General features: G+C 56.8%; 26 protein-coding genes and 1 pseudogene. 11 read left to right on the forward strand and 16 right to left on the reverse strand.

Annotated elements, in window-relative coordinates:
* The first annotated feature begins 126 nt into the window (after positions 1-126).
* Positions 127-813: a KPN_01159 family EAL domain c-di-GMP phosphodiesterase gene (locus HMPREF3096_RS10310; protein WP_016160694.1), complete on the forward strand. Its 687-nt coding sequence runs from the start codon at positions 127-129 to the stop codon at positions 811-813.
* A 129-nt stretch (positions 814-942) separates the two neighbouring features.
* A complete protein-coding gene (locus HMPREF3096_RS10315; protein ID WP_032730058.1) occupies positions 943-1,353 on the forward strand; it encodes a Spy/CpxP family protein refolding chaperone in 411 nt (136 codons plus the stop codon).
* Between the two features lie 75 nt (positions 1,354-1,428).
* On the opposite strand, the gene HMPREF3096_RS10320 is transcribed toward HMPREF3096_RS10315, so the two are convergent.
* Entirely contained in the window at positions 1,429-2,931 is a 1,503-nt protein-coding gene (locus HMPREF3096_RS10320; RefSeq protein WP_070544420.1) for a UbiD family decarboxylase, read from the reverse strand.
* Positions 2,932-3,051: 120 nt separating this feature from the next.
* Here HMPREF3096_RS10320 and HMPREF3096_RS10325 point away from each other — a divergent pair, with 120 nt between their 5' ends.
* A complete protein-coding gene (locus HMPREF3096_RS10325) occupies positions 3,052-3,942 on the forward strand; it encodes a LysR substrate-binding domain-containing protein (protein ID WP_008807694.1) in 891 nt (296 codons plus the stop codon).
* 6 nt (positions 3,943-3,948) lie between these two features.
* Here HMPREF3096_RS10325 and HMPREF3096_RS10330 read toward each other — a convergent pair whose 3' ends face one another.
* Complete coding sequence (locus HMPREF3096_RS10330; RefSeq protein WP_032730063.1) at positions 3,949-5,733, reverse strand: sensor domain-containing diguanylate cyclase; 1,785 nt, start codon at positions 5,731-5,733, stop codon at positions 3,949-3,951.
* Between the two features lie 73 nt (positions 5,734-5,806).
* A complete protein-coding gene (locus HMPREF3096_RS10335) occupies positions 5,807-7,015 on the reverse strand; it encodes an HD domain-containing phosphohydrolase (RefSeq protein WP_032730065.1) in 1,209 nt (402 codons plus the stop codon).
* A gap of 308 nt (positions 7,016-7,323) precedes the next feature.
* Here HMPREF3096_RS10335 and fraE point away from each other — a divergent pair, with 308 nt between their 5' ends.
* The 4 genes from fraE (at position 7,324) to HMPREF3096_RS10355 (ending at position 11,061) form a co-directional block, all read left to right on the forward strand.
* Positions 7,324-8,367 (forward strand): fructose-asparagine asparaginase, encoded by a 1,044-nt coding sequence (fraE, locus tag HMPREF3096_RS10340; protein WP_012542131.1) that lies wholly within the window; start codon positions 7,324-7,326, stop codon positions 8,365-8,367.
* 657 nt (positions 8,368-9,024) lie between these two features.
* Entirely contained in the window at positions 9,025-9,939 is a 915-nt protein-coding gene (gene lpxP, locus HMPREF3096_RS10345) for a kdo(2)-lipid IV(A) palmitoleoyltransferase (protein ID WP_008807690.1), read from the forward strand.
* Between the two features lie 89 nt (positions 9,940-10,028).
* Positions 10,029-10,667: a leucine efflux protein LeuE gene (gene leuE / locus HMPREF3096_RS10350; RefSeq protein WP_004203730.1), complete on the forward strand. Its 639-nt coding sequence runs from the start codon at positions 10,029-10,031 to the stop codon at positions 10,665-10,667.
* A gap of 130 nt (positions 10,668-10,797) precedes the next feature.
* Positions 10,798-11,061 carry a DUF2534 family protein gene (locus tag HMPREF3096_RS10355; protein ID WP_004203731.1) on the forward strand — a complete coding sequence of 88 codons (264 nt, stop codon included), beginning with the start codon at positions 10,798-10,800 and terminating at the stop codon, positions 11,059-11,061.
* Between the two features lie 59 nt (positions 11,062-11,120).
* Here the strand turns inward: HMPREF3096_RS10355 and HMPREF3096_RS29120 are convergent, their stop codons facing one another.
* The 4 genes from HMPREF3096_RS29120 to HMPREF3096_RS10360 all read right to left on the reverse strand — a co-directional run bounded on the left by HMPREF3096_RS29120 (position 11,121) and on the right by HMPREF3096_RS10360 (position 12,612).
* Entirely contained in the window at positions 11,121-11,246 is a 126-nt protein-coding gene (locus HMPREF3096_RS29120) for a hypothetical protein (RefSeq protein WP_012542130.1), read from the reverse strand.
* A 119-nt stretch (positions 11,247-11,365) separates the two neighbouring features.
* The gene (yoaJ, locus tag HMPREF3096_RS31885; protein ID WP_004892898.1) at positions 11,366-11,440 is read right to left on the reverse strand and encodes a protein YoaJ; all 75 of its coding nucleotides are present in this window, start codon (positions 11,438-11,440) and stop codon (positions 11,366-11,368) included.
* Entirely contained in the window at positions 11,440-11,541 is a 102-nt protein-coding gene (locus HMPREF3096_RS29130) for a YoaK family small membrane protein (protein WP_004150782.1), read from the reverse strand. The genes yoaJ and HMPREF3096_RS29130 overlap by 1 nt, the downstream gene beginning before the upstream one ends.
* Before the next feature lie 57 nt (positions 11,542-11,598).
* The gene (locus HMPREF3096_RS10360; RefSeq protein ID WP_032730069.1) at positions 11,599-12,612 is read right to left on the reverse strand and encodes a sensor domain-containing diguanylate cyclase; all 1,014 of its coding nucleotides are present in this window, start codon (positions 12,610-12,612) and stop codon (positions 11,599-11,601) included.
* A gap of 301 nt (positions 12,613-12,913) precedes the next feature.
* Here HMPREF3096_RS10360 and HMPREF3096_RS10365 point away from each other — a divergent pair, with 301 nt between their 5' ends.
* The gene (locus tag HMPREF3096_RS10365) at positions 12,914-13,153 is read left to right on the forward strand and encodes a putative hemolysin (RefSeq protein ID WP_008807687.1); all 240 of its coding nucleotides are present in this window, start codon (positions 12,914-12,916) and stop codon (positions 13,151-13,153) included.
* On the opposite strand, the gene HMPREF3096_RS10370 is transcribed toward HMPREF3096_RS10365, so the two are convergent.
* A complete protein-coding gene (locus tag HMPREF3096_RS10370) occupies positions 13,143-13,481 on the reverse strand; it encodes a DUF488 domain-containing protein (protein WP_075203370.1) in 339 nt (112 codons plus the stop codon). The two genes, HMPREF3096_RS10365 and HMPREF3096_RS10370, sit on opposite strands and share 11 nt — an antisense overlap.
* Before the next feature lie 4 nt (positions 13,482-13,485).
* Positions 13,486-13,995 (reverse strand): 2-thiouracil desulfurase family protein, encoded by a 510-nt coding sequence (locus HMPREF3096_RS10375; protein WP_046622264.1) that lies wholly within the window; start codon positions 13,993-13,995, stop codon positions 13,486-13,488.
* 145 nt (positions 13,996-14,140) lie between these two features.
* On the opposite strand from HMPREF3096_RS10375, the gene HMPREF3096_RS10380 reads away from it, so the two are divergent.
* On the forward strand, positions 14,141-14,833 hold the full coding sequence (locus HMPREF3096_RS10380; protein ID WP_012968515.1) for a CTP synthase C-terminal region-related (seleno)protein: 693 nt from the start codon (positions 14,141-14,143) through the stop codon (positions 14,831-14,833).
* Between the two features lie 31 nt (positions 14,834-14,864).
* Here HMPREF3096_RS10380 and HMPREF3096_RS10385 read toward each other — a convergent pair whose 3' ends face one another.
* A complete protein-coding gene (locus HMPREF3096_RS10385) occupies positions 14,865-16,040 on the reverse strand; it encodes a CynX/NimT family MFS transporter (RefSeq protein WP_162822774.1) in 1,176 nt (391 codons plus the stop codon).
* Positions 16,041-16,146: 106 nt separating this feature from the next.
* On the opposite strand from HMPREF3096_RS10385, the gene HMPREF3096_RS10390 reads away from it, so the two are divergent.
* Entirely contained in the window at positions 16,147-16,941 is a 795-nt protein-coding gene (locus tag HMPREF3096_RS10390) for an AraC family transcriptional regulator (RefSeq protein ID WP_162493273.1), read from the forward strand.
* Here the strand turns inward: HMPREF3096_RS10390 and HMPREF3096_RS10395 are convergent.
* The 3 genes and pseudogenes from HMPREF3096_RS10395 to HMPREF3096_RS31410 all read right to left on the reverse strand — a co-directional run bounded on the left by HMPREF3096_RS10395 (position 16,925) and on the right by HMPREF3096_RS31410 (position 18,244).
* Positions 16,925-17,371, reverse strand: coding sequence for a DUF441 domain-containing protein (locus HMPREF3096_RS10395; protein WP_032730073.1), 447 nt, complete (start codon positions 17,369-17,371; stop codon positions 16,925-16,927). The two genes, HMPREF3096_RS10390 and HMPREF3096_RS10395, sit on opposite strands and share 17 nt — an antisense overlap.
* 117 nt (positions 17,372-17,488) lie before the next feature.
* Entirely contained in the window at positions 17,489-17,989 is a 501-nt protein-coding gene (locus HMPREF3096_RS10400) for a YbaK/prolyl-tRNA synthetase associated domain-containing protein (protein WP_008807680.1), read from the reverse strand.
* Between the two features lie 95 nt (positions 17,990-18,084).
* Positions 18,085-18,244: pseudogene (locus HMPREF3096_RS31410) on the reverse strand (hypothetical protein).
* Between HMPREF3096_RS31410 and HMPREF3096_RS10405 the strand changes: the two are divergent.
* A complete protein-coding gene (locus HMPREF3096_RS10405; protein WP_162822775.1) occupies positions 18,239-19,375 on the forward strand; it encodes a glycosyltransferase family 9 protein in 1,137 nt (378 codons plus the stop codon). The pseudogene HMPREF3096_RS31410 and the gene HMPREF3096_RS10405 overlap by 6 nt on opposite strands.
* A 171-nt stretch (positions 19,376-19,546) precedes the next feature.
* Here HMPREF3096_RS10405 and HMPREF3096_RS10410 read toward each other — a convergent pair whose 3' ends face one another.
* The 3 genes from HMPREF3096_RS10410 to umuD form a co-directional block, all read right to left on the reverse strand.
* Positions 19,547-19,789 carry a DinI family protein gene (locus tag HMPREF3096_RS10410; protein WP_004203750.1) on the reverse strand — a complete coding sequence of 81 codons (243 nt, stop codon included), beginning with the start codon at positions 19,787-19,789 and terminating at the stop codon, positions 19,547-19,549.
* Positions 19,790-20,052: 263 nt separating this feature from the next.
* Entirely contained in the window at positions 20,053-21,315 is a 1,263-nt protein-coding gene (umuC, locus tag HMPREF3096_RS10415; protein WP_048964206.1) for a translesion error-prone DNA polymerase V subunit UmuC, read from the reverse strand.
* Positions 21,316-21,317: 2 nt separating this feature from the next.
* The gene (gene umuD / locus HMPREF3096_RS10420; RefSeq protein WP_008807676.1) at positions 21,318-21,737 is read right to left on the reverse strand and encodes a translesion error-prone DNA polymerase V autoproteolytic subunit; all 420 of its coding nucleotides are present in this window, start codon (positions 21,735-21,737) and stop codon (positions 21,318-21,320) included.
* Positions 21,738-22,014 lie beyond the last annotated feature (277 nt).

Genomic DNA, 22,014 nt, shown 5'->3' on the forward strand with positions numbered 1-22,014 from the left:
GATCAATAAATTATATCTTGATAGTTTTTAACTATCGAATGATTATTATCGATCACTTTAAACTATTTTTGTTGGCGGAAAATATATGACATGCTTTAACCCTTTCTTATTTTTGGTATTTTTTAAATGGTTGAAGAAAACGTGAAAAATACCTCTTATCGCTTCGTTCTGGAGCCCGCTATTAGCGATGACGGCAGCTACCACTCGTGGGAGTTGCTTACTAAAGATATTATAGCACCCGCACAAAATACCACCTCTGCGTCGACGTTTTCTTTCTCCACGCTTACCGAACGCGATAAGCTTGCTCTATTTATTCGGCAAATCGAGTTACTTTCTGTATTTGATTTCGCCCGGGTCGATAATAAACCGATATCGCTGAATATTGATGATTTATTAAGCCACTTTATTCTGACGGATCGCTATCTCTGTGATTTCCTGCGCTCCTGTAAACACATTGCTCTGGAAATAAATGAGAACTTTCACGAGTTTATCGCCGGACGTGAGCTGACGGCGCTGAGCACGCTGGCGGCGCTTTGCCCGGTCTGGCTGGATGATTTTGGCCGCGGACGGACGTCCTTCCCGCTGCTGGAGCGCTTCCGCTTCGATTGCGTCAAAGTGGATAAAGATTACTTCTGGGATAAAGAAAACGACCCCGCTTTTCCCGGGCTGTTGCAATCTATTCATACCCTGACCAGCCATGTGATCGTTGAGGGGATTGAAACCGAAAAGCAAAAACAGTTAATCAGCGCCGCCGGGGATATCATTGGACAGGGCCGTTACTGGAAGGATGAATATATCTTTCTGTGCTGCTGACCCGGGATCTGATTTCTGTTTCTTACCATCCTTTTTTTATCCAGTTTTAAATTAACCCTTTGTTACAGATAGTCTTTATTAGCGCAGTGATAATCGCCTCTCATTTTCTTTTCTGAAGGATCATTCACTGTGAATACTCGCTTGCGTAACACCCTGCTCGCCATTGCGCTGACCACCTGCTTTACGGCAGCCAGCCAGGCGTCGACCTCCGCCGACGTACCATCTGTCTCGCAGGATCCGGTCGTCCAGCACCTGAAGCTGAGTGAAGAGCAGGTCGCCAAAATCCAGACGCTGCGTCAGGGATTCGAAAATAATGTAAGCCAGATTAAAATCAGCGGCTATCAGGATGGTGCTCTGGCAGACGTTATTCACTCCGGAAAATGGGATGACGCTAAGGTCAAACAGCAGCTGGCCGCCTTTGGCCAGCTGGACCAGCAGGTGCGGTATTATCGTGTGAAATACTACTTCGACGTGAGCCAGGTGCTGACCCCCGAGCAGCGTGAGCAGGTGAAAAAAGACCTCTCCGCCGCGATCAACTAACCCTGCGTCAGCCACCCGTTGCAGGTGATGCTGGCCCGGAAGATGCCGCCGTGCTCCGGCGGCTACCACCTGATTTTACTGACCGTGGTTTTTTTCCAGCCGGGCAAAATACTCTGGCGCAAACGGACGCGGATCGACATCGGCAAACGGTGCGCGCTCGAAGTGTGATTTCAGCGCCCACGGCACCGTGCAATCGAAGATTGTCTTGCAACTGATACCCTCTCCGCGGATCGACGGGCTGTATGCCGGGGTCTGGGAAGGATCCAGCTGGTGACCACGGATGCCGGGGATTGTCGTGATGCTGACATCCCCCTGCATACGGGTGGTCATCGCCCACAGGATATCGTCGCTGTCAAAGATATCCACATCTTCATCGACCAGAATGATATTTTTCAGCTCGGAATAGGTCGCCAGCGCCAGCAACGCGGCCTGCCCCTGACGCCCTTCGTCGGCGGGCTGGCGTTTTTTCACCTGCAGGATCCCGAGGAATTTACCGCCGCCCGCGGTGTGGGCGTAGACATTTTGTAAAAAGCCCGGGATAGCAGCCTCGACAGCATTCCAGATACTGGCTTCCGTTGGCAGCCCGGCGAGGGTGGTATGCTCTTCGCCCGGCCCTACCAGCGTCTGCAGAATCGCATTGTTTCGCATGGTCACCGCTTTGACTTTAATGACCGGCAGCGACGGATTGGCGCCGCCGCAGTAACCAGGAAATTCCGGCATCGCGTGGCCGCTGTTGGTGTGCTGATCCTCTCTGACGCGTACCCCCGGCAGCAGTTCCCCTTCGATAACGATCTCGGCACGAGCGATGGCTTTCTCCGGGACGCTGACGCCCTGTACCAGCTCTACCGGACGCTGACGCAGCGCACCGGCGACGCCCAGTTCGTTATAGCCAAACGGGGTGGTTGGCGCTTCAAAGCAGGCGCCGATATAGATAGCCGGATCGAGTCCCATATTGATGGTTATCGGCAGCGGTTTGCCGGCGGCCTCGGCTTTCTGACGAAACACTTCGATATGGCGGCCAGCGGCGAGAAACATCGACAGCTCATCCCGGCCCTGGACGCACAAGCGGTGGATGGTGACGTCGGTGAGCGAGGCGTCGTCGGGATCGCTGGCCAGCGCCAGGCCCAGGCAGAAGAAGGGACCGGCGTCGATCGGGGTGTTGGTGGGCGCCGGGAGCAGGGTGCGCAAATCAAAATCCGGATCGTCGGCCAGAAAGACCTGTTCCTGACAGGGGGCGCTGCTGGTCGGAACGACCACCGGCGCGACCGGTTTTTTCACCGCTTTGCCTACCTCCAGCGCCAGCTGTGAGGCTTCGCAGCCCAGCAGCAGTGCGGCCCGCTGGCGGCTGGCGTGCATGCCCACCAGAATGCGCGAGTGCGGATAGCCCTTAATATTGTTAAACACCATCGCCGGGCCGATGCGGGTGGGGCGCTTCACGGTGCCGCCCGCGCCGATGTGGCGATAGACGCCGGCCAGCTCAGCGTTAGGGTCAACCGGATGATCGGTTTCGAGGTACTGATTGTCATGCTGTTGTAGCAGCGCGATAGCGTCGCGCAGATCCTGAATCGGTGCGGTCATGATGTTCTCCTTAGCGTGTCGATGCGCACAGTATGCTTCGCAGGCTAATGGTTATCAATTGCATCATTCATGCATTATTGATAAGATTTTTATTATTAATTTACTTCGCGGAGTTCGGCCATGTCCTTGCGAGCGTTACGCCATTTTGTGGTCGTTGCTGAAGAATTACATATGCATCGGGCGGCAGAGCGGTTACATATCGCCCAGCCCGCCCTCAGCCAGCAGATTAAACAACTCGAGCAGCGCCTGGGCGTGGTGCTCTTCTCCCGCGCTAACCGGCGCCTGACCCTCACCGCCGCGGGCGAGGCCTTCTTGCAGAAGACGCGGCTGGCGCTGGAGATGGCCGATCAGGCGGTCCTGGACGCCCAGCGCACCGCGCGAGGCGAGCAGGGGCGATTGCATCTGGGCTATGTCTCCAGTGCGATGTATGACAGCAAACTGCCGGGGCTCCTGCGCGAGCTGCGCGCTGACTGGCCGGGGATTGAGCTGTCGCTGGTGCAGGGGGATGTGCAAATGCTCTACGAAGCGCTGCTGGATCTGCGTCTGGATATCGCCATCATCCGCGCGCCGCTGGCGTCACCGCCGGACGCGCTGGTGGTCAGGCCATTTGTGCGGGAAAAACTTTGCCTGGCGCTTTATCAACAGCATCCGCTGGCAGGCGTGGGGGCGCTCAATCTGGCCTCGTTGCGCACTGACAACTGGATCTCGCTTGACGATCCGCAGGGCACCGGACTGGAGCAGGTATTTATTGACGCCTGTCGCGTCGCGGGTTTTACGCCGCAGGTGGTGCAGCGAATTAACGATGTCACCTCGATGATTAGCCTGGTCTCCGCCGGGGTGGGGGTGGCGCTGGTGCCGGTCTCGGCGCGGGCCTTACGCCTTGATAACGTGGTGTATATCGATCTTCAGGATCGGCTGGCGGAGAGTGAGCTGAGCATGGTTTACCACCGCCATTTCCGTTCGGCGGTGGTGCGGAAAGTTATCTCGCTGCTTAATGCCGCTGAGCAATAATCCCGCTTAGCGGGTCTTCAGGCGGCCAAAGCTGACAATCCTTGAACGGCCCAGCTCTTTCGCCCGGTACAGCGCGGCGTCCGCTGCGCGCAGCAGGCTGTCGCTTTGGGTGTGCTGCGGGTAGCTGGCGATGCCAATCGACACATCCACCTGGCCTATCTCGGTCAGGCCATCGCGCAGCGTCATATTGTGCACCTGGGTGTAGATCTCGCTGGCGCACTGGTGCGCCCCGGCTTCGTCAATCCCGGGGAGCAGCACTAAAAACTCCTCGCCGCCGTAGCGGAAAGCCATGCCGATATCGCGCACCGCGCGCTGCACAATGGTCGCGACGCTCTTAATCACCAGATCCCCGGCTTCATGGCCGTAGCGGTCATTGATGGCTTTGAAGTGATCGATGTCGATCATCAGGCAGCTCAGCGGGGTGTGGGTATGGACCGCCAGCGCCATCTGCGAGTGCAGCGCTTCATCAAGATGATGGCGGTTACGCAGGCCGGTCAGCGAATCGAACAACGCTTTTTCCAGCAGGGCGCTGCGTAAACGCTGATTGGCGAGCGCCAGCCCCAGCGCTTCGGCCATCAGCTCCAGGTAAGCCCGGGAAGGGGCGTCACTGGCGGTGACGTTCTGAAAGCTCAGCAGACCGATCGCTTCGCCCTGGGCGATGAGCGGTACGCAGAGCGACTGGCCGGCGTGCGCCTCCGGCAGATGATAGCAGGTGATATCGGGCTCACCCTGCACCGGCGGATGGCTGAGTCCCCGCCGTATCGCCCAGCAGTCGTCGGGAGCAAAGGACGTCGTCTCCCCGGCGGGCGACAGCCACTGCGCCACGCAGCGCATCTGCCATGGATCGGTATCCAGAATATACAGTTTACCGGGGATCGTCGGGGCGATGTTCGGCGCGAACAGCTCCGCCACCTTAATCACATCCTCTATGGTTTCACAGCCCTGCAGACGCTGGGTCATACGCGCCAGCAGTTCACGGATCGCCCAGTCGGCGTCGCGCTGCAGCTCCAGCTGCTGGCGGGCCAGGCCGTTCTCGCGAAAAATGCGGATCGCCTGGGCCATATCGCCAATCTCATCCACCTGGGTGAAGTGCGGCGTCTCCACCGCATAGTCCTGGGAGGCGAGACGCTGCACCACGTCGCTCAGACGGACCACCGGGTACAGCACCCGGCGTTTGAGAATGAAGCCGAGGACAAACAAAAACATCAGGGCGGTCAGGCCGACCATGATTTCCGACAGCGTACGCCAGATCCGCGAGCGCTCGGTGGCCTGGTCGATAGCGATGGCGGCGCGATGCTCAAGCATCTGACGGAAGCGATCGATCTGCGTCTGCATGCGCTCCAGTTCGGTCTCATACGCTTTGCCGTACAGCACCGCGATGGCCGCTGGCGCATCGCCGCGGGCGACATGCGTCAGGGCCGCCTGCTGTTCATCCTGAAGCTCATCGGCGATCCGCAGACCATCCTGGAGTAGCGCCAGCTCCTCGCGGCTGGCGCCGTTATCTTTCAGTCCGGCCAGCCGCTGCTCAATGCTTTTGTCGGTCTGCTGCAGTTGCTGATACTGCGTAAGCGTCTCCGGCGAAGGCTTAACCACGTACAGCCGGGCGAGGTCAGACAGCGCCCAGGCGTCGTTTTCCACCTCGTCGGAGAGGGTATCAAAGACCTGGCGCTGTTGTACCGCCTGGCGTTCGACGCGGTCGGCGCTGGAGGCCATAAGCATGGCGCTGCCGGATGCCAGCGTCAGGCCGACGGTGATCCCGTAAGCCCAGTTGGTGATGGTGGCGATTCTCACCCTGTATTTCCTTGCATGCAGATGAAGCTGTTTTAATTATAGAACTCGCCCCCCGCCATGACGGCGGCCTGCCTCAGGGGCGGTGCTCGCTGCGGGGGTGTTCGAGGGTCTGAAGAATGATGGCGTGCAGCGTTTCCGCATGGTGGCGCAAAACGAGAAAGACATCGCTATCCAGAGCGCCATTTATAACATCCGCTTCCATAATCTGTAAGGCCTCCTGCCAGGCCATTCCTTTACGATAAGGGCGATCTTCGGTCAGCGCGGTGAAAATATCGGCGATAGAGATAATACGGTCGGCGAGGGTCAGATGATCTTTTTCGAGATGCAGAGGGTAGCCGCTGCCGTCCAGTTTTTCATGGTGATTCGACGCCCAGTTAATGATGTCGCCGAGCTCGCTGTAGTCGCTGAGGATCTCGCCGGTCATATAGCTGTGCTCGCGCACCTGGTTCAGTTCGTCCTCATCCAGTTCACCCTCTTTTTCGAGGATGGAGAGCGGGATAGAGATCTTGCCGATATCGTGCAGATAGCCGGCAATCTGAATTTGCTGGCAGATGGGCTCCGGCAGTTGCATCCAGCGGGCAAGCTGGCGGGCGATTTCCCCCACCATGATGCTATGGGTGGCGGTAAAGCTGCTGTAGGTGTCGACTATTTTGGCAATCAGCAGGCAGATATCTTTCAGACCATGAATATCCAGATACAGCGTGTTGATGGGACCAATAATTTCCAGCAGCCGTTGAATATGGCCGGGATGAAGGTGCTGCCAGAAGTTCGCATTTTCAGCGACCTCGCACAGCATATCGCACAGCGGCGGATCGATCTCCCGGTGCAGGGAGACGAACTGTTCCACCACCGCCCGTGTGGGCCAGCCGGCCACGTGACTCCCGGCAGGCAGCAGCCGTTCAAAGGCATCGGCGAAATAGACAATATGCTGTTCGCGGCTACCCCGGTGGCCCGGGCTAAAATGGTGATCGCGAATGAAGGGGACAATGGGCAGAAAGGTCACTAACCCTTCCAGCATCGCCGCCCCCTGGCGCTGATGCGGATCGTGGATGTTATCGATGGCATCCAGCGAATGAATGGTGCGTTTATCTCCCAGCACGCCGATATCGTGCAGCAGCGCGGCGCAAAAAATGGTCTGCTGTCGCTCGGCAGGCAGCCCCAGCCTTTGCGCCAGCGTCAGGGCGATTAAGGCCGTTCGTTGCATATGCCGGTGCAGTTCAGGGTTAATGATCTGAATGACTCTGGTCGTCAGCATTAGCGCTGATTTCAGGGCAATACGCATTTCTGTTCTCCGTACGCGTTACCTGGCGGGCAAAAATGACCTCGCGGGTGACGGAAGTGTCGATAATCTGATCGCAATGCGTGTTGTGTAGTTGGCTGCTGAACAGGTTAATACCCAGAATGTATCAGGTTCATAGCGCTGCCCGATTCAGAGCCTGCCGTGCACCAGATTTGGGCGATGTTGATGCGAGAACCTTATTATTGTCTGATAGTTAACCATTTCTCCCCCAAAAAATAAATAAATTCTGGCAAGCCCTTTGCATTAAGCAAGCGTTAGTTTGATTAATGTCTATGAAGGGAGTGACCTGTATGAATTTTAGAGCATTACTTACCATTGCGTTACTGACGATGAGCAGTCTGGCATTTAGCGAGACGCGTCTACCGCATATCGTTATTTTAGCCACCGGCGGGACAATTGCCGGTTCGGCGGCCAGCAATACCCAGACAACGGGTTATAAAGCCGGGGCGATTGGGGTGCAGACGCTGATTAACGCCGTGCCGGAAATGAGTAAAATCGCCCACGTCGAAGGCGAGCAGGTGGCGAATATCGGCAGTGAGAATATGACCAGCGACATTATCCTGGAACTCTCGAAGCGGGTGAATGCGTTATTGGCCCGGGATGATGTCGATGGCGTGGTGATCACCCACGGCACGGACACCCTCGATGAAACCCCTTATTTCCTCAATCTGACGGTCAAAAGCAACAAGCCGGTGGTCTTTACCGCGGCGATGCGTCCGGCGACGGCGATCAGCGCCGACGGGCCGATGAACCTGCTGGAAGCGGTCACAGTCGCCGCCGATCCTGATGCCCGGGGTCGCGGGGTGATGGTGGTGCTGAACGACCGCATCGGCGCGGCGCGCTTCGTCACCAAAACCAATGCCACTTCGCTGGATACCTTCCGGGCGCCGGAGGAGGGCTACCTTGGCGTCGTGGTGGGCGGAAAACCCCAGTTCGAGACGCGCGTGGATAAAATTCACACCCTGCGCTCGGTGTTCGATGTCCGCCAGCTGAAGACCCTGCCGAAGGTGGTGATCATTTATGGTTATCAGGACGACCCGGAGTATATGTACGACGCGGCGATCGCCCATCATGCCGACGGTATTATCTACGCCGGAACCGGGGCGGGGTCGGTGTCGGTACGTAGCGCTGCGGGCATCAAAAAAGCGCAGCAGGCGGGCATCGTGGTGGTTCGCGCCTCCCGTACCGGCAGCGGCGTCGTGCCGCCGGATGACAGCCAGCCTGGGCTGGTGTCCGACTCCCTCAACCCAGCGAAAGCGCGTATTCTGTTGATGACTGCGCTGACGCAAACGAAAGATCCACAGCTGATCCAGCAATATTTCCACACCTACTGATCCTCTGCGGCCAGGGCGTCGTTCACGCCTTCGCTGCGGTTTGCCCCACAGTGACCCGATGTCGGGTCACTGTCCGCGCTAAACGCCGCGCTTTATGCGTATAAGGCGTAAAGAAATATTTTTTTTACGGCGGGTGAGGGCGGTATTAAAGTGCAAACAACTGGCAAGACGCTTATTTTTAAAGCATCTTTAAATAAGTCTATTCTTAATTATTCCCTTAAGGCGATTTTAATATTCCTTATGCCGACGGATAAAAAGTGTTTCACTCTGAAGCGGGAGTGCTTTAATTCTTTCGCGGTACAGACGACGATCTTGTGGACGCGGGCAGGCTGCGGGCCACGTGGCTGAGCGGGCTCAGTCCCCGGCAGACAAGGCGTTCTCGCGGCGGGTTTCGGTTATGCCTGTTAGTAACGCTGATGATTAGCGTGAAAATGATATGCACGATGAATATATTAAGAAGAGGATAAGATTTAAGTTTACATTTGGTAACATTTGTGCCGCAATTATGTTTTTTTGTCAGCAAGTTGTTTTTTACTTGCCGGAGGGAATTTCAGCGGATTAGTATTGTCGAACTTGCTGTACGTACCGCCTAATGATGATAAATGGATTCTGTTTTCCTTAAGCGTTACCACATAATTAATGTTTTCAGGAAAAATCATGGCCTGCGTATTTAATAAACAACTTTTACACCCGCGCAACTGGCTGACCTGGTTTGGGCTCGGCATCCTCTGGTTAATCGTGCAACTGCCTTATCCGCTGCTGCATTTTATTGGCACCAGCGCGGGTCGCCTCTCCCGACGCTTTCTCAAACGCCGCGAACATATCGCCCGGCGCAATATTGAGCTCTGCTTCCCGGACATGTCGCCGGCGGCGCGCGAGACCCTGATCGATCAAAACTTTATGTCGCTGGGAATGGGGCTTATCGAAACCGGCATGGCCTGGTTCTGGAGCGACGAGCGGGTCAAAAAATGGTTTGATGTCGAAGGATTTGCCAACCTTAATCATGCGCTTAGCGGCGGCAAAGGGGTGATGGTGGTCGGTGTGCACTTTATGTCGCTGGAGCTGGGCGGGCGGGCGATGGGGTTGTGCCGTCCAATGATGGCCACTTATCGTCCGCACAACAGCCCGCTGATGGAGTGGGTGCAAACCCGTGGTCGCCTGCGTTCGAACAAAGCGATGATCGATCGCAACAACCTGACCGGTCTGGTGCATGCCTTAAAATCAGGTGAAGCGGTGTGGTTTGCTCCCGACCAGGATTACGGTCCTAAGGGCAGCGTGTTTGCGCCGTTTTTCTCCGTCCCACAGGCGGCGACCACCAACGGCACCTATGTTCTGTCTCGTTTATCGGGTGCGAAAATGCTGAGTATCAGTATGGTGCGCAAGCTGGATCGCCAGGGCTACAGCCTGCATATTAGCGAAGTAATGAATGATTATCCGGGTGAAGATAAGCAGATCGCTGCCGGCTATATCAACAAGGTGATCGAGCGCGAGATTTTGCGTGCCCCCGAGCAGTATCTGTGGGTGCACCGTCGTTTTAAAACCCGCCCGCTGGGTGAACCTTCCGTCTATTAACCTTCCCGCACAGGCTGCGCTTTCAAAATCCCGACAGTTGGGGTAACGTGAGCCGGATCATGTTTTAGTCGTGCGCGAAGGAGTGCAGAGTGTTCGCTGAGTTTGGTGTTCTGAATTATTTGACCTACCTGGTCGGGGCGGTGTTTATCATCCTCGTTCCTGGCCCTAATACGTTTTTTGTGCTGAAGACGGGCATTGCCCACGGCGTGAAGAAAGGCTATCTGGCAGCGGCGGGCGTCTTTATTGGCGACGCGGTGCTGATGTTTCTGGCCTTTGCCGGCGTGGCGACGCTGATTAAGACCACGCCGGTGCTGTTTAACGTCGTCCGCTACCTCGGGGCGATCTACCTGCTGTGGCTGGGGGGTAAAATGCTCTACGCGGTGCTGACCCAGCGCGATGGCCAGGCCGACGCCAGCGCGGAGCCGGCGAGCGCGATCCTCAAGCGCTCTCTGACCCTGAGTCTGACCAATCCGAAAGCGATTCTGTTCTATGTGTCGTTTTTCGTGCAGTTTATCGATGTCAACGCCAAAGCGCCCGGCGTGGCGTTCTTTATTCTGGCGCTGACCCTCGAGGTGATTAGCTTCTGCTATATGAGCTTTTTGATCCTCTCCGGCTCGTTTGTCACCCGCTACGTTAAAACCCGCAAGAAGCTGGCCAAACTTGGCAACAGCCTGATTGGTCTGGTTTTCGTTGGGTTCGCCGCGCGCCTGGCTACCCTGCAGTCCTGATCCCCTCGGGCCGGTTACCCGCTGACCGGCCCGCCGTCTCTTATTCTGCCCTGTAACAAAAACCCTTCATTTTTTATTGCATTGGTGTTACATATACAGCCGTTTATCGCTCAGCAAAAAGGAAGCCCCGATGATTCTGCAAAAACTCCTCAGCAATAAAAACTGCAAAAAATACTGTCTGTCGCTCGCGGCGGTGTTTGCTATCGCGCTGGCGGTGGTGGGGCGGGCGACCTTCGGGGGCGTGGTGAGCGAGTACAATATGCCGTACTCAGAGTGGACGACGTCCATGTTCTTCCTGCAGGGGGCGATGGTGACGGTTTACAGCATTGTCTTTACCGCGCTCTTCGCTATTCCTCTCGGCTTTATTTTCCTCGGCGATGAGCGCCAGGATTAAGCGTCAACGGGCGAACCGCGGTTCGCCCTGTCTTTTCGGCTCATCAACAGCCTGAAGGATTAATCATCGTCATGATAGTGATGATGGTGGTGATGGCGATGGGCGTGGTACCCATCGTCAATAATGCATCCCGATAACAGCGTGCACAGCGCAATAATCAACGGTAACACGATCGGTTTTTTCATCCCTTACTTCTCCCGCTATTCTGCTTTCCCCGGGGCAGAGAATGCCGCGGTGGATAACGTGAGTGTAAAGGGTTAACTTGTTGATGGGATAGGATAACTCCGCAATATCGCCGCCGCGATCACCACCAGCCGAACTGGCTGCCGGCCACCGCCACGATGGCGACAACCAGCATAATAATGGTGCTTTTTTTCATTATGCCCCACCTGGCGCCGCATAGCCGCCGACAAAAAACCAGCCGAGAAAGACGACGGCGATGATAAAGATCGCCACCGGGAAAAGAATACCCAATTTCATGATAGTGTCCCTGTACCCACGAATGATGCCCTGCATGATACTGGATATCGCGGTACTTTAGTCAATATGAATGAAATTCTCCTGACGGCGGGACTTCTTATCCTGGTACATCGCCTCATCGGCGGCGCGTAAGGCCGCTTCAACATCGATACCCTGCGGATCGCAGATGATCACCCCGAAGCTGGCGCCCTCATAGTCGATACGCTGTTCGCCGAGGAAGTAGACGCCGCACAGGGCCTGGCGCAGGGTCGTGACATACGCCTGCTGCGCGGCAGGTTGCTGGGCACTACCGACGATCAAAAACTCATCGCCGCCAAGGCGGCCAACGATATCCTCACGGCGCGCGACGGCGGTGAGTCGTTCGCCGACCTGTACCAGAAAGCTGTCGCCGCACGGATGACCGAACCGATCGTTAATGGCTTTGAAACCGTCGAGATCGATAAAAATCAGCGAGACCTGCTGCTGCTGGGCGCGGGCGGAGGCAAAGCGTAGCGCCAGCTGCTTAAACAGCGCACGGCGATTAGGAAGCTGGGTGAGCTCATCGGTCGACGAGTGCAGCTCCAGCGCGACGTTAGCCGCCTGCAGCTGTTGCACCAGGGTGTCTTTTTCCACGTAGTGGGAAATGAGCTTCGCGAACAGGCCCATCACCTGTTCACCTTCGAGATTATAAGGTTGCTTCTGTCGGCTGGTGGCGCAGAGGGTACCGAACAGCGAGCCATCGGCCAGGCGGACGGGAATGCTTAAAAAGGTGGCGATCCCCAGCTCCTGGGCGGCGATGCAGGAGTGCCAGCGATGGGCCACGTCGTTGCTAAACGTGCACTGGTCCTCAAGGGCGCGTTTGCACAGGGATTCATCCCAGGGGACGGAGAATCCTTCCGGGATCTGCATTTCGCTGCTGTTATGGGCGAACATCACCTGCTGCCGCTGGGCGTTGATATCGATGCGGGTAAGATAGGTGGACTCCATTCGGGTCACCGCCTCAAGCATCTCCAGCAGCTGGCGCACCAGGGTTTCCAGGGACTGTTCCGCAGCGAGGGTTTGCGACACCCGGGCAAGAATAAAATCTGACATGAATAATACAGCTCCAGCACGCCAAACGTCACCCCAGCATAATGGGCTGCAAACGGACATCAGCGTCGAATAAACAGTGATATTTTTAAATTTATCACATCTGTTTGGGGAATACTTGTCCACGCGGCAGGAAAAAAAGCCCCGTCGGGGGCGACGGGGAAAAACTCATTGATTATGGAATGATCTGTTCTCTGGTCAGTTCGAGAACAGGGGCTACTCTACGGGGGAAAAGTGCAGGCAAGATGGAGAAAACGTGGAGATTCAGGCTAAAATCCCCGGGCATTCAGGAAAGGGAGGAACGATGAAAAAGTTACTGGCTATTCTGCCACTGGTATTAGCCGGCTGTGCCCAGCCGCAGTCCACCGCGCCGACGAAAACCATCGGCATGGCCAATCCCGCGTCGGTGTACTGTCAGCAATCCGGCGGTACCCGGGTGCCGGTGCAAACGCCGCAGGGCGTTAGCACCCAGTGCAAACTACCCAGCGGCGAAACCCTCGACGAGTGGGCGCTGTGGCGCCGGGATCATCCGGCTAAATCGTAACCGGCAGGGCCGCCAGCCAGGCGGCCAGCACCCGGGCATGATTCTGCTCGGTGTTCTTCGCAGCGTACAGCAGCGTCAACGGCTGGCGCTGCGCCAGCGCCGCCAGCCGCAGGCCCGTTTCACGATGGGCGTCGAGCTCCTGGCGATAGCGCTGGCTGAAGTGGGCGAAATCGATCGCTTCGCCGTGAAAGGCTTTTCGCAGCTCAGCGGAAGGCGTTAACGCCTTACACCATTCATCACAGGCCAGCGCCTCTTTTTTAATCCCCCGCGGCCAGAGACGGTCGACCAGCACCCGGTAGCCGTCGCTGCTTTCCTGCGGGTCATACACCCGTTTACATTGAATCATCATCCTGCTCCCTCTGTGCCATCCAGGCGAGCAACTGCGGGATCTGCCCGTCGGAAAATACCGTGATGCCATGGGCGCGCAGCAGATCGGCCGCGACCCCGGCGCCCGCTTTGCGTCGTCCGCGAAAGGAACCGTCATAGACAAACTGGCTGCCGCAGGTAGGGCTGCCATCGGTGAGTAACGCTGCCTGACAGCCCGCTTCCCGGGCGGCGCTGAGCGCCAGCCAGGCGGCCAGCTGGTAATGTCCCGTGACGTCGCGGCCGTCGCTTTCCACGATCCGCGCCCGCCCGGCAAGGACATCCCCGCCGGTGCCGCCGACGATCTCCGCCGGCAGACGGGGCGTGGACAGACCAGCCGCCAGCTCCGGGCAGTGGATCACCAGCCGCCCCGTCTGCTGCCAGCGGGACAGCGTCGCCGCCAGCTGCGCCTTCTCGCTACCGTTATACCGCACCTGGAATCCCATCAGGCAGGCGCTGACCAAAAGCTTACTTTTCATCCTTTCTCCCTTTCACGCTTGCTCCAGTATACCTTACCCGCCGGCGGGGGCGGTGGGGCGAAAATAAGGATTGTGTTCCACTGGAGGGATCGCTATCCTGACGTGCCTTGTGCTGCTCGTCTCGTCCAGACATAAGGAACCTGCTATGAAAACCCCTTTACGCCTCGCCCTCGTCGGCGATTATCACCCCGATATTGTTGCCCATCAGGCCATTCCCCTGGCGATAGACGATGCTGCCGCCGTGCTGGAGCAGCCGGTGAAATATGACTGGCTCGCCACCCCGTCGATCGTCTCCGGCGAGGCGCTGGCCGAGTACGATGCCGTCTGGGTCGTTCCCGGTAGCCCGTATCGTCATCCGCAGGGGGCCTTTACTGCGATCCGCTATGCCCGCGAAAACGGCATCCCTTTCCTCGGCACCTGCGGCGGCTTTCAGCACGCGGTGATTGAATACGCCCGTAACGTGCTCGGCTGGCAGGATGCCGGTCATGCGGAAACTGACAGCGAAGGGCGGATGGTGATCGCTCCCCTTAGCTGTTCGCTGGTGGAGACCTCCGCCGTCGTCGAGCTGCGGGCGAATACGCTGATTGCCCGCGCCTATGGCCGGGAGAGCATTGAAGAGGGCTACCACTGCCGGTACGGGGTGGACAGCGCGTTTGCCGGTGAGCTGGAACAGGGCGATCTGCGCGTCACCGGCTGGGATGAAGAGGGTGAGATCCGCGCCGTCGAGCTGGTGACGCACCCGTTTTTTGTCGCCACGTTGTTCCAGCATGAACGCCACGCGCTGGATGGGCGTCCCTCGCCGCTGGTCCAGGCGCTGATTCGCGCCGCGGCACAATAAACCCACCGGCAGCGGGCGCTGCCGGTCATCTTCAGGAATGGATTTCCCGGTCACGTCCGGCGAGGGCGCCGCAGACCGCCATCACCAGCGAAATCAGCGCCACCGCCAGCAGCGGAATATGCCAGTCGCCATTAGCATCGTGGATCTTACCCATCAGCGGCGGCCCGCAGGCGGCCAGCAGATAGCCGACGCTCTGCGCCATCCCTGACAGCGCCGCGGCCTGGTGCGCCGAGCTGGCGCGCAGGCCGATAAACGTCAGGCCGAGGATCATGGTAGCTCCGGAGCCAAAGCCGAACAGCAGCGTCCAGCCGATCGCCAGCCCTGGCAGCAGCCACAGCCCGGCGGCGCTGATGGCGCACATCAGGGCGACCAGCACCGCGATCCCACGCTGGTCGCGCAGCCGATGCAGGATCAACGGTATCGCCAGACCGGGCGCGGCGGTCGCCAGCTGCAGCAGGCCATGCAGCGAGCCGGCCTGCGCTTCGCTATAGCCCATACTCTGCAGAATCGACGGCAGCCAGCCGATAATCACGTAATAGACCAGCGAGTTGATGCCGAGGAACAGCGTCACCTGCCAGGCCAGCGCCGACCGCCAGATCCCCCGGTTGTGCATGGCGCCTGAGCCGGTCAATGGCGCCTCCGCCCGGCGCCGGGACTGCGGCAGCCAGCTGAGGATCGCCAGCAGCGGGAAGACCATCAGCAGCAACAGCGCGCCGCGCCAGCCGAATCCGGCCATTGCCACGGGAACCACCAGCGCCGAGCCGAGCGCCGCCGCGCCGCCCATCGTCAGGGAATAGGCGCCGGTCATCCGCGCGACATGCTGCGAGAAATCGCGTTTAATCAGCCCGGGCAGCAGGACATTGCCCAGCGCAATACCGCAGCCGATCACCGCCGTGCCGATAAACAGCAGCGCAGCGGAGGGCAGGGAGCGCAGGGCAATGCCGGCGCAGATTAGCAGCATCGCCAGCAGCAGGCTGCGTTCCATGCCGAACCGGCGGGCAACTCCTGCCGCCAGCGGCGAAACAAGGCCAAAGGCCAGCAGCGGCAGGGTAGTGAGCAGCCCGGTCTGCGCGGTGGTCAGGCCATAGTCGCTACGAATCGCGTCCAGCAGCGGCGCCGCGCCGGTAAAGACCACGCGCAGGGTAGTGGCGATGAGCAAGATACCGGCAATCAGCAGCGCGGGGCGGCGGCCGGTAGAGGAGATCACAGAAGACATATCATTCTCAAGGTAACTAACGAGGGGGTTACGATAGCGACTTTGTCCTCTGTTTAAATCAAGCTAAAATGACAGATTATCGCTAATATCGGACAACATGATGATCGGACTGGGTCTGGATGGTTATGAACCGGACAGTGGCCACGAATCGGCCATTGCCTTTCGTATTCAGGTGGTGGAGGCGGAGCAGTATATTCCGGCGCATTCTCACCGTAAGGGGCAGCTGATCCTCGCCCTGCACGGCGCCTTGACCTGCGAGGTGGAGAACGCGATGTGGATGGTGCCGCCGCAGTATGCGGTGTGGGTCCCGGGACAGCTTTTCCACAGTAACCGCGCCACCCCCGGCGCCCAGGTGTGTTTCCTGTTCATCGAGCCGGGCGCCGCGCCGATGCCGGACCGCTGCTGTACGTTGAAGATTTCTCCGCTGGTGCGGGAGCTGATCCTCACCCTGGCGGAACGCGGCGGGGAGTTGCTGGCCGCCCCTGCCACGGCCCGGCTGGTGCAGGTTCTGTTTGATGAGCTGCCCCGGCAGCCGCAGGAGCACCTGCAGCTGCCGGTATCAAACCACCCGAAAATTCGTCAGATGGTGACGATGATGGCCGAGGATCCGGCGCGCTGGCAGACCCTGAGCCAGTGGGCGGCGGTGTTTGCGATGAGCGAGCGCAATCTGGCCCGCCTGGTGGTGCGCGAAACGGGGCTGAGCTTTCGCCGCTGGCGCCATCAGCTGCAGCTGATCCTCGCGCTGCAGCTGCTGATCCGCGGGCAGACGGTGCAGCAAACGGCTCAGGCGCTGGGCTATGACTCCACCACCGCCTTCATCACCATGTTTAAAAAAGGGCTCGGACAGACGCCGGGCCGCTATCACGGCAGCCTGGCTACGACTTCCCAATAAACAATGAGATGATCCCGGCGGCAATCAGCGGTCCGACCGGGACGCCGCGAAACAGGGCGACGCCGAGTACCGTGCCGACCAGCAGCCCGGCCACCAGATGCGGCTGGGAGCCCATCAGGGAGACACCGCGCCCGCCGAGCCACGAAACAAACACCCCGACCGCAATCGCCAGCAGTGATTTCCAGTTCATAAAGGAGTGGATCAGCGTCGAGGGCGGCAGCGTACCGCTGGCGATAGGCGCCATCACGCCGATGGTTAAAATAATGATCCCGACAGTCAGCCCCTGTTTCTCAATCCAGGGAAAGAAGGTATGCAGCGGTGTAACGCGCACGATAATCAGCACGAGGATAGAGATCGCTACGGTGGTGTTATGGCTGATAAAGCCGAGCGCCGCCAGGCCCAGCAGGATCAACAGGGTGGTATCAAACATGTACAGAGGTCCTTGCCAAAAAAAGAAAGCCAAAAAATATCCCGCTTACTCTACGCATCGTGGCGTGAATAAACAGGATTTTTACGCCATGCGGCGAAAATCAGGGCGGATGCCCGGTTAGCTAAGGCGGCGAAAGGTCGCGATCTCCGGTCGGGCGATATGTAAATAATCCTCGGTATCGAGAATGATCGACCGATCCAGGCGTCCGGCGTTAAAGGCGATTTGTGGAAAGCGCTCAAACAGCAGCGGGTCGGCCACCAGCCGCAGCGCCGGATGGAAGCTGAAGGGGGGAATGGCGCCGAACACGCAGGCGGTGAGGGCATCCACTTCCGCCGGACTGGCCAGCGAGGCTTTGCTGCCGCCGATATGCCGGGCCAGGCTGGCGAGATCGGCCTGCTGATCGGCGGCGAGGATCGCCAGCACATGCTGGTTGACGCCGTTTCCTTTTACTTTACAGACTAGCGCTTTTGCGCCCTGGCCAAGCGCGGTGCCGCGGATTGCCGAGACGGCTTCGCACTGGCCGACCGCGTCGTGCGCCATCACCCGGTAGCGCGCCTGGTGTTCGTCGAGCAGCGCGCACAGGCGCTGGTGGATATTACCTTCTACTGCTTCAAGCATAGCGTCCTCCTGACATCATCAAGCCGCCAGCTTAGCGCTGTTGCGTCAGCCTGCCAACGGTGGGCCGGGAAATTCACCATTCGCTCATTATTGCTTCACAGTGCTGTGGTGCAATCTCGCAGGCGCAGCAGATGAGTTTTGTAAATAAAAAAAAGAATGATTTTCATTTTCAATCGAACTTTTTTTATTTCGCTCAGTCTCTATCGGACGACACAGAATATTAATAATTGCCGTAATGAGGTTAGGATGATGCACGATGCAACCATGCAGGGTTCCCCACGCAAGAAGTTTAATAAAATAAGGGAGCTCAACAGACGGCGGAATTACTTTACTAAGAAAGTACGTAATGCCCTGCGGGTGGGAGTGGCGAAAGCGCTCTGGGACCGCCGACGCCGTCAGCCGGTGGATTTGTCGTCCGCGAAAACTGTCTTACTCATGCGCAATGAGGGGGCGGTCGGCGATGTGGTGGTGGATTCCGCGCTGGTAAAATGCCTGCATCAGTCAGGTTATATCGTTGATTTTCTGATGACGACCTCTAACAGCCAGGTGATGCGCTATAACCCGCGGATCCGCCATATTTATGAGGCTGAGCCGGTCAATTCCGCTGATTTTTTGCGTAAATTTAACCATAACGTACCCCGCGACGTCATTAATGAACTGGCTAATAATAAGTACGATATTATTATTGACCCTTCGCTGTTCGATATTCCCGTGCATCGCCTGCGGCTTTTTCGACAAATAAAAGCCAAATCAGTACTCGGGTTTAATAAATGGCCATCGATTAAACATTACTCTCACTCTTTTGATTTTGACTGCCAGCGCTGGCACGTAACGAAGACGTTCGCGTTGATCGCCGACTATCTCCAACTGGACACTCGCGGTCTGGACACTTACGACCTGGCGGTGCCCGCGCCGATTACGCAGGAGGTGGCGCAGTATCTGGCGTCGCTGAGCGGAAAAGCGGTAGTGATTAATATTTTTGCCGGCCATGCCGACCGGAGTCTCTCCCAGACGCAGCTGGCCGAACTGCTCGACAAGCTGCGGACTCGCCATCCGGGGCTGGCGGTTATTCTGCTCGATCACCGGCGTGAGATCCGCATCTCGCTGCCGCCGGAGGTGGTGATTAATCCGTTTAACACGCTGCACCATGCGATGGCGCTGATTGCCCAGGCGGAGCTGATTATCTCTCCGGACACCTCGGTGGTGCATATGGCGGCGGCGTGGAACAAACCGCTGATCGCGGTCTATAAGGACGTTCTGCTCAATAACCGGCTGTGGGCCCCGGGCTATGACAACGCCAGGCAGATCATTGTTAAATGCGGGAAGGTCCATCAGCATCGCGAGCTGGTGGATAGAATTATAGCGGCGCTACCGGAGACGCTGTGAGGGCGATGAGGGGAGGCTGGTAGGGCTCACCTGCTGGCCGTATGCAAGAGCCAGCAGGTGAGCGAAGGTTGCATTGCCAGTCTGCAACCGCCGCTATTGTACTGTTGCCCGCTGCTCTGACACATCCGGGAAAGCTCTTAAAGAGATGGCCGCCGCCAACGACGGGCGGCATCACTCTTCAGTGAGCCACATATCCGCTTCTTCAAACATCTCCTGCACCGTACGGCTGATCAGCTCTTTTTCATGCTTGCTGGCGTCGGTGTTGATCGCCGGCAGCGTCATCATCGGCTTCACCCGCACTTCCGCTTCCGGGAAAATGCGCTGCATGCGTTTGGTCAGTTCGTTAAGAATGGTCTCTCTGGCACCCGGCAGCCCGGCAAAATTGCGCTTGTCATAAATCAGTTCCACAAACATCTTCTGTCCTCTGTATGCTGATCGCGGGCGATAGTTTTACTGTGTTAATGTACAGTGTCAAGCGAATGCCGCGGTGCTGCTCATCCGCAACCTCGTGCGGTAGACGGACTGCGCGCAAAAGCAGCACCTCGTCCGCTGGCGGTCAGGCAGGCCTCACTGACGAGCGGAGGGGATTTCCGTGCTGCAAAGGCGTTATCGCTGATTACGTAGGCCTGGTAAACGCAGTGACCTTCACCCGAAGCGATGTCATTACCTGCGTACATTCATTTCGCGACGGGCAGGTCTGAATATCGGGTGGTGTAAGCCGGGGAAAGCATTTCACGCTTCATCGCCCAGGACTTTTCGATCCCCTGACCGGCAAACCAGACCTTTCCTTTCCCGGATTGATTTAATTGGTCGATAACGTCCATTAACGCAGCACTGTTTTTGCGCGGCGCGTTATCGTCAAATAAGTTTAGCTGCGCTATGCCATTACTGAAGAAATCAGCAAGCATAACACCGGCTTTCATATATCGATAACCATCAATCCAAATTCTCTGCAGGCAGTTTGTGGCACAATTTATAATGTCACGAGTATCATTAGACGGCGTTAATAGCTTCATTGACGCTTGGTTGCCATAATATGTTTCATTAACGGCGTGCGGACTCGTCCGAACAAATACGCTAACGAAGCGGCAAAATTGATGCTCACTGCGTAATTTTTCTGCTGCTCGCTCAGCATAGGCGCAAATGGCTTGATGCATATCTGAATACTGCGTTACCCGATTGCCAAAAGAGCGACTACAAATAATCTGTTGTTTTGTTGGGGAAAATTCTTGTAGCTCAAAACATGGCTCACCACGCAGTTCGCGAACGGTCCTTTCCAGCACCACATTGAAGTGCTTTTTTATGACCCATAATGAGCTTTCTGCCAGATCCAGAGCGGTATTAATACCCATTAAATTAAGTTTTTTACTCATTTTTCGCCCAACGCCCCAGACCTCTTCAACAGGGACAAGGGCGAGTAGCCTGCGTTGGCGCACAATATTGGATAAGTCGACAACGCCGCCCGTGCCGCGCCATGTCTTGGCGGCATGGTTAGCGAGCTTGGCTAATGTCTTGGTTTGCGCAATACCTACGCCCACCGTTAAGCCAGTATTTTTCAATACGTTAGTTCTTATTTCATGGCCGAAGGTGGATAAGGGGACGCAATTCATTACTCCGGATAAATTAATAAAGGCTTCATCGATGGAGTAGATTTCTATTGATGGAGACATTGCCGTGAGCGTTTGCATAACACGGTCACTGAGGTCGGCATAAAGCGCATAGTTAGAACTGAAAAAATGAACACTGGAATAATAAGGGTTATTTTTTATTTTAAAGAAAGGTTCGCCATTTTTTATACCGAGGGATTTTGCTTCGGCAGAGCGAGAAATAATGCAACCATCGTTATTGGACACGACCACAACAGGCTTCCCCTTTAAATCAGGGCGAAAAACCGTTTCACAAGAAGTATAGAAGTTATTGACATCGACGAGGGCAAACATAATTATTTATGCGCTTTAATGCTAAAAATGACCACGCCAAATATTTCTAACTCTTCGGCATTATGAAACGAAATGGAAGCGTAATCGCGATTGTGGGGCACTAGCTGTAAAAAAGGATGAGTGCGAAGTTCTTTCACGGTGAATTCACCTGCGATAGCCGCAATGACGATATCACCATGTACGGCAGACAGTGAGCGGTCAACCACTAAAAGGTCTCCATCACTGATGCCGGCATCACGCATAGACTCTCCGCTGACTTTGATGAAGTAGGTAGCACTCGGATGTTTTATCAATAATTTATTGAGATCCAGCCTGTCCTCAACATAATCCTGAGCGGGGCTGGGAAATCCGCAGGGCACCCTCTCGGAGAAGAGGGGGAGCATGAGTGGGGGCGAAATCTCAGTTGGCCGAGTAAACTGCATGGTATCGATCCTCGAATACTGTTTTTATATACAGTATTATTGAATGTGCTGATGGATCAAGGCGCACGTGACGTTGTTTTTATAACTGCATGAATATAATGATGATTTATGTAAAGCATGCCATGTGGTGTTGTTGCTGAACTGCCATCGCTGTGTAGCGCGACCAGTACGCCCAGGTTGATGTTTGCCCGGTAAGATGACCGCTGTATTACATGGAGCATGATCGACTATTTTTTCACCCTCTCTTCGGCTTTGTTGAATAAATCAGATTTCGGGT

This window comes from Klebsiella sp. HMSC25G12, from assembly GCF_001807705.1.
GTDB classification, from domain to species: Bacteria; Pseudomonadota; Gammaproteobacteria; order Enterobacterales; family Enterobacteriaceae; genus Klebsiella; species Klebsiella variicola.

Excerpts from the sequence above, each read along its gene's own strand:
- HMPREF3096_RS10310 (WP_016160694.1), top strand. The coding sequence starts at position 127 with ATGGTTGAAGAAAACGTGAAAAATACCTCTTATCGCTTCGTTCTGGAG.
- HMPREF3096_RS10320 (WP_070544420.1), bottom strand. The coding sequence starts at position 2,931 with ATGACCGCACCGATTCAGGATCTGCGCGACGCTATCGCGCTGCTACAA.
- HMPREF3096_RS10325 (WP_008807694.1), top strand. The coding sequence starts at position 3,052 with ATGTCCTTGCGAGCGTTACGCCATTTTGTGGTCGTTGCTGAAGAATTA.
- HMPREF3096_RS10335 (WP_032730065.1), bottom strand. The coding sequence starts at position 7,015 with ATGCGTATTGCCCTGAAATCAGCGCTAATGCTGACGACCAGAGTCATT.
- fraE (WP_012542131.1), top strand. The coding sequence starts at position 7,324 with ATGAATTTTAGAGCATTACTTACCATTGCGTTACTGACGATGAGCAGT.
- lpxP (WP_008807690.1), top strand. The coding sequence starts at position 9,025 with ATGGCCTGCGTATTTAATAAACAACTTTTACACCCGCGCAACTGGCTG.
- HMPREF3096_RS10355 (WP_004203731.1), top strand. The coding sequence starts at position 10,798 with ATGATTCTGCAAAAACTCCTCAGCAATAAAAACTGCAAAAAATACTGT.
- HMPREF3096_RS29120 (WP_012542130.1), bottom strand. The coding sequence starts at position 11,246 with ATGAAAAAACCGATCGTGTTACCGTTGATTATTGCGCTGTGCACGCTG.
- HMPREF3096_RS29130 (WP_004150782.1), bottom strand. The coding sequence starts at position 11,541 with ATGAAATTGGGTATTCTTTTCCCGGTGGCGATCTTTATCATCGCCGTC.
- HMPREF3096_RS10360 (WP_032730069.1), bottom strand. The coding sequence starts at position 12,612 with ATGTCAGATTTTATTCTTGCCCGGGTGTCGCAAACCCTCGCTGCGGAA.
- HMPREF3096_RS10365 (WP_008807687.1), top strand. The coding sequence starts at position 12,914 with ATGAAAAAGTTACTGGCTATTCTGCCACTGGTATTAGCCGGCTGTGCC.
- HMPREF3096_RS10375 (WP_046622264.1), bottom strand. The coding sequence starts at position 13,995 with ATGAAAAGTAAGCTTTTGGTCAGCGCCTGCCTGATGGGATTCCAGGTG.
- HMPREF3096_RS10380 (WP_012968515.1), top strand. The coding sequence starts at position 14,141 with ATGAAAACCCCTTTACGCCTCGCCCTCGTCGGCGATTATCACCCCGAT.
- HMPREF3096_RS10390 (WP_162493273.1), top strand. The coding sequence starts at position 16,147 with ATGATGATCGGACTGGGTCTGGATGGTTATGAACCGGACAGTGGCCAC.
- HMPREF3096_RS10395 (WP_032730073.1), bottom strand. The coding sequence starts at position 17,371 with ATGTTTGATACCACCCTGTTGATCCTGCTGGGCCTGGCGGCGCTCGGC.
- HMPREF3096_RS10400 (WP_008807680.1), bottom strand. The coding sequence starts at position 17,989 with ATGCTTGAAGCAGTAGAAGGTAATATCCACCAGCGCCTGTGCGCGCTG.
- HMPREF3096_RS10405 (WP_162822775.1), top strand. The coding sequence starts at position 18,239 with ATGCACGATGCAACCATGCAGGGTTCCCCACGCAAGAAGTTTAATAAA.
- HMPREF3096_RS10410 (WP_004203750.1), bottom strand. The coding sequence starts at position 19,789 with ATGTTTGTGGAACTGATTTATGACAAGCGCAATTTTGCCGGGCTGCCG.
- umuC (WP_048964206.1), bottom strand. The coding sequence starts at position 21,315 with ATGTTTGCCCTCGTCGATGTCAATAACTTCTATACTTCTTGTGAAACG.
- umuD (WP_008807676.1), bottom strand. The coding sequence starts at position 21,737 with ATGCAGTTTACTCGGCCAACTGAGATTTCGCCCCCACTCATGCTCCCC.